This window comes from Arthrobacter sp. Dra40 (assembly GCF_059091905.1).
The window spans coordinates 1-5,575 of record NZ_JBNHHB010000286.1 but is presented as its reverse complement, the minus strand read 5'-3'; the positions used below and the strand labels follow the sequence as shown (position 1 = coordinate 5,575).

The 5,575-nt window shown below is 57.0% G+C and carries 3 rRNA genes; all 3 read left to right on the top strand.

The window, feature by feature from the left end:
* Positions 1–126: 126 nt before the first annotated feature.
* Positions 127–1,650: ribosomal RNA gene (locus AC5RWT_RS34020) — 16S ribosomal RNA — on the top strand.
* 486 nt (positions 1,651–2,136) lie between these two features.
* A 23S ribosomal RNA gene (locus AC5RWT_RS34015) occupies positions 2,137–5,265 on the top strand.
* A 182-nt stretch (positions 5,266–5,447) separates the two neighbouring features.
* Positions 5,448–5,564: ribosomal RNA gene (gene rrf, locus AC5RWT_RS34010) — 5S ribosomal RNA — on the top strand.
* The 16S, 23S and 5S rRNA genes sit together here, the layout of an rRNA operon.
* Positions 5,565–5,575 lie beyond the last annotated feature (11 nt).

Genomic DNA, 5,575 nt, shown 5'->3' with positions numbered 1-5,575 from the left:
TTTATTGGTTGAAGTGCCGTGGCGTGCCGCCCCTGTGGTGTGTCGCGGTTTTATCAGCCTGGTTTGAATTTAGTGCAGTGTCTTTGGTCGTTTTCCCGGCCTTTGGTGCTGTGTCTGTTTGAAACATTAACGGAGAGTTTGATCCTGGCTCAGGACGAACGCTGGCGGCGTGCTTAACACATGCAAGTCGAACGATGATCCGGTGCTTGCACCGGGGATTAGTGGCGAACGGGTGAGTAACACGTGAGTAACCTGCCCTTGACTCTGGGATAAGCCTGGGAAACCGGGTCTAATACCGGATATGACCTGTCACCGCATGGTGGTGGGTGGAAAGATTTTTTGGTCTTGGATGGACTCGCGGCCTATCAGCTTGTTGGTGGGGTAATGGCCTACCAAGGCGACGACGGGTAGCCGGCCTGAGAGGGTGACCGGCCACACTGGGACTGAGACACGGCCCAGACTCCTACGGGAGGCAGCAGTGGGGAATATTGCACAATGGGCGCAAGCCTGATGCAGCGACGCCGCGTGAGGGATGAATGCCTTCGGGTTGTAAACCTCTTTCAGCAGGGAAGAAGCGAAAGTGACGGTACCTGCAGAAGAAGCGCCGGCTAACTACGTGCCAGCAGCCGCGGTAATACGTAGGGCGCAAGCGTTGTCCGGAATTATTGGGCGTAAAGAGCTCGTAGGCGGTTTGTCGCGTCTGCTGTGAAAGCCCGGGGCTCAACCCCGGGTCTGCAGTGGGTACGGGCAGACTAGAGTGCAGTAGGGGAGACTGGAATTCCTGGTGTAGCGGTGAAATGCGCAGATATCAGGAGGAACACCGATGGCGAAGGCAGGTCTCTGGGCTGTAACTGACGCTGAGGAGCGAAAGCATGGGGAGCGAACAGGATTAGATACCCTGGTAGTCCATGCCGTAAACGTTGGGCACTAGGTGTGGGGGACATTCCACGTTTTCCGCGCCGTAGCTAACGCATTAAGTGCCCCGCCTGGGGAGTACGGCCGCAAGGCTAAAACTCAAAGGAATTGACGGGGGCCCGCACAAGCGGCGGAGCATGCGGATTAATTCGATGCAACGCGAAGAACCTTACCAAGGCTTGACATGGGCCGGACCGGGCTGGAAACAGTCCTTCCCTTCGGGGCCGGTTCACAGGTGGTGCATGGTTGTCGTCAGCTCGTGTCGTGAGATGTTGGGTTAAGTCCCGCAACGAGCGCAACCCTCGTTCCATGTTGCCAGCGCGTAATGGCGGGGACTCATGGGAGACTGCCGGGGTCAACTCGGAGGAAGGTGGGGACGACGTCAAATCATCATGCCCCTTATGTCTTGGGCTTCACGCATGCTACAATGGCCGGTACAATGGGTTGCGATACTGTGAGGTGGAGCTAATCCCAAAAAGCCGGTCTCAGTTCGGATTGGGGTCTGCAACTCGACCCCATGAAGTCGGAGTCGCTAGTAATCGCAGATCAGCAACGCTGCGGTGAATACGTTCCCGGGCCTTGTACACACCGCCCGTCAAGTCACGAAAGTTGGTAACACCCGAAGCCGGTGGCCTAACCCCTTGTGGGAGGGAGCCGTCGAAGGTGGGACCGGCGATTGGGACTAAGTCGTAACAAGGTAGCCGTACCGGAAGGTGCGGCTGGATCACCTCCTTTCTAAGGAGCTTCCTCGAACCAATCCTGACGCGCCATTAGTGCGGGTTGGGTGGTTTGCAGGGCAAGCCCGTTGCGGACACATTCGTTGTCCGGCGGGTGCTCATGGGTGGAATATCAACGGATTCGGTGTCTGTCGCGGTTCTCCGCATGCCAGTACGGTGCCCCTTTTCGAAGGGTGCGCCTGGAACGTGTGGGGAGGGTATCGCGGGGGGCGTCTTTTGGCACACTGTTGGGTCCTGAGGCAACAGGACCTTATCTTGCAGCGATGCGAGGTGGGACCGGGTTGGTTCCTCTTGTTCCCGCATCCTATCCGGTGCCGTGCACGTAACGTGTGTGGTGTTGGTGGGTGACGGGGTTGTTGTTTGAGAACTACATAGTGGACGCGAGCATCTTAAAGCAATTTTTTTGATGAACCTGGTTTGGCTGTGCCCCTTTGCGGGTGCGGTTGTTCCACGGTTCTCTCGAATAGCTGATTTTGATCTTTGTGGTCAAGTTTTTAAGAGCACACGGTGGATGCCTTGGCATCAGGAGCCGAAGAAGGACGTGGGAATCTGCGATAAGCCTGGGGGAGTTGATAACCGAACGGTGATCCCAGGATGTCCGAATGGGGAAACCCCGCCCGGCGCGCGAGTGACCGGGTGACCCGTACCTGAACACATAGGGTGCGTGGAGGGAACGCGGGGAAGTGAAACATCTCAGTACCCGCAGGAAGAGAAAACAACAGTGATTCCGTTAGTAGTGGCGAGCGAACGCGGAAGAGGCCAAACCGGTCCATGTGTGATAGCCGGCGGGCGTTGCATGGCCGGGGTTGCGGGACTTTCCGCTGCTGTTCTGCCGGACAGCGAAAGTGAGTGCGTGCGTATAGGTGAACGGTCTTGAAAGGCCGGCCGGAGAAGGTGTAAGCCCTGTAACCGTAATGCGTGACGCCGCTTGGAGAGTATCCCAAGTAGCACGGGGCCCGAGAAATCCCGTGCGAATCTGCCAGGACCACCTGGTAAGCCTGAATACTACCTGATGACCGATAGCGGACAAGTACCGTGAGGGAAAGGTGAAAAGTACCCCGGGAGGGGAGTGAAACAGTACCTGAAACCGTGTGCTTACAATCCGTCGGAGCAGCCTTTGTAGCTGTGACGGCGTGCCTTTTGAAGAATGAGCCTGCGAGTTAGTGTTACGTCGCGAGGTTAACCCGTGTGGGGAAGCCGTAGCGAAAGCGAGTCTGAATAGGGCGATGCAGTGGCGTGATCTAGACCCGAAGCGGAGTGATCTACCCATGGCCAGGTTGAAGCGCGTGTAAGAGCGCGTGGAGGACCGAACCCACTTCAGTTGAAAATGGAGGGGATGAGCTGTGGGTAGGGGTGAAAGGCCAATCAAACTCCGTGATAGCTGGTTCTCCCCGAAATGCATTTAGGTGCAGCGTTGCGTGTTTCTTGCCGGAGGTAGAGCTACTGGATGGCCGATGGGCCCTACAAGGTTACTGACGTCAGCCAAACTCCGAATGCCGGCAAGTGAGAGCGCAGCAGTGAGACTGTGGGGGATAAGCTTCATAGTCGAGAGGGAAACAGCCCAGACCACCAACTAAGGCCCCTAAGCGTGTGCTAAGTGGGAAAGGATGTGGAGTTGCCCAGACAACCAGGAGGTTGGCTTAGAAGCAGCCACCCTTGAAAGAGTGCGTAATAGCTCACTGGTCAAGTGATTCCGCGCCGACAATGTAGCGGGGCTCAAGTACACCGCCGAAGTTGTGGCATCAGCGTATATATCCAAGCCTTCGTGGTTCAGGAGCGCTGGTGGGTAGGGGAGCGTCGTGTGGGCAGTGAAGCTGCGGCGGAAGCCAGTGGTGGAGCCTACACGAGTGAGAATGCAGGCATGAGTAGCGAAAGACGGGTGGGAAACCCGTCCGCCGAATGATCAAGGGTTCCAGGGTCAAGCTAATCTGCCCTGGGTAAGTCGGGACCTAAGGCGAGGCCGACAGGCGTAGTCGATGGACAACGGGTTGATATTCCCGTACCGGCGAAAAACCGCCCATGCCAATCCGGTGATGCTAACCGCCCAAACCGTTCATCCGTGCCCTTCGGGGCCAGTATGGGCGGGGCGCGCGGGACCCGATCCGGGGAGGTAAGCGTATTAACAGGTGTGACGCAGGAAGGTAGCCGAGCCGGGCGATGGTAGTCCCGGTCCAAGGATGTAGGGTGAACGGTTGGCAAATCCGCCGTTCGTGAAGCCTGAGACCTGACGGGACCCCCGTATGGGGGGATTCGGTGATCCTATGCTGCCGAGAAAAGCATCGACGCGAGGTTTTAGCCGCCCGTACCCCAAACCGACACAGGTGATCAGGTAGAGAATACCAAGGCGATCGAGAGAATTATGGTTAAGGAACTCGGCAAAATGCCCCCGTAACTTCGGGAGAAGGGGGGCCCGGACCGTGAAGAAGCCCAGCGCTTCGGGAGCGGGTAAGGGCCGCAGAGACCAGGGGGAAGCGACTGTTTACTAAAAACACAGGTCCGTGCGAAGTCGCAAGACGATGTATACGGACTGACTCCTGCCCGGTGCTGGAAGGTTAAGAGGACCTGTTAGCCCCTTCGGGGGCGAAGCGGAGAATTTAAGCCCCAGTAAACGGCGGTGGTAACTATAACCATCCTAAGGTAGCGAAATTCCTTGTCGGGTAAGTTCCGACCTGCACGAATGGAGTAACGACTTCCCCGCTGTCTCAACCATAAACTCGGCGAAATTGCACTACGAGTAAAGATGCTCGTTACGCGCAGCAGGACGGAAAGACCCCGAGACCTTTACTATAGTTTGGTATTGGTGTTCGGTGTGGCTTGTGTAGGATAGGTGGGAGACTGTGAAGCCCGGACGCCAGTTCGGGTGGAGTCATCGTTGAAATACCACTCTGGTCACTCTGGACATCTAACTTCGGCCCGTAATCCGGGTCAGGGACAGTGCCTGATGGGTAGTTTAACTGGGGCGGTTGCCTCCTAAAGAGTAACGGAGGCGCCCAAAGGTTCCCTCAGCCTGGTTGGCAATCAGGTGGCGAGTGTAAGTGCACAAGGGAGCTTGACTGTGAGAGCGACAGCTCGAGCAGGGACGAAAGTCGGGACTAGTGATCCGGCGGCACATTGTGGAATGGCCGTCGCTCAACGGATAAAAGGTACCTCGGGGATAACAGGCTGATCTTGCCCAAGAGTCCATATCGACGGCATGGTTTGGCACCTCGATGTCGGCTCGTCGCATCCTGGGGCTGGAGTAGGTCCCAAGGGTTGGGCTGTTCGCCCATTAAAGCGGTACGCGAGCTGGGTTTAGAACGTCGTGAGACAGTTCGGTCCCTATCCGCTGCGCGCGCAGGAAATTTGAGAAGGTCTGTCCTTAGTACGAGAGGACCGGGACGGACGAACCTCTGGTGTGTCAGTTGTACTGCCAAGTGCACCGCTGATTAGCTACGTTCGGATTGGATAACCGCTGAAAGCATCTAAGCGGGAAGCCGGCTTCAAGATGAGATTTCCATCCCCTTCGGGGGGAGAGGACCCCAGCCAGACCACTGGGTTGATAGGCCGGATGTGGAAGCGAGGACGAAAGACTCGTGGAGCTGACCGGTACTAATAGTCCGACAACTTACACCACACCACCCCTTCGCGGGTGGGTGATCAAAACATGCTACGCGTCCGCTATGTGGTTCCCAGACAACAACCAAATTGTCCCGGGAACAAAATAATTGAATACAGTTCCAAGCAACAAGCTTGTAACCACAGATTTGCCGCCAGGGCCGCCTCCTTCAACAGGGGTGGAGGGCGTGCACGAAGGGTTACGGCGGTCATAGCGTGGGGGAAACGCCCGGTCCCATTCCGAACCCGGAAGCTAAGGCCCACAGCGCCGATGGTACTGCACTCGGGAGGGTGTGGGAGAGTAGGTCACCGCCGGACATTCTTTACAC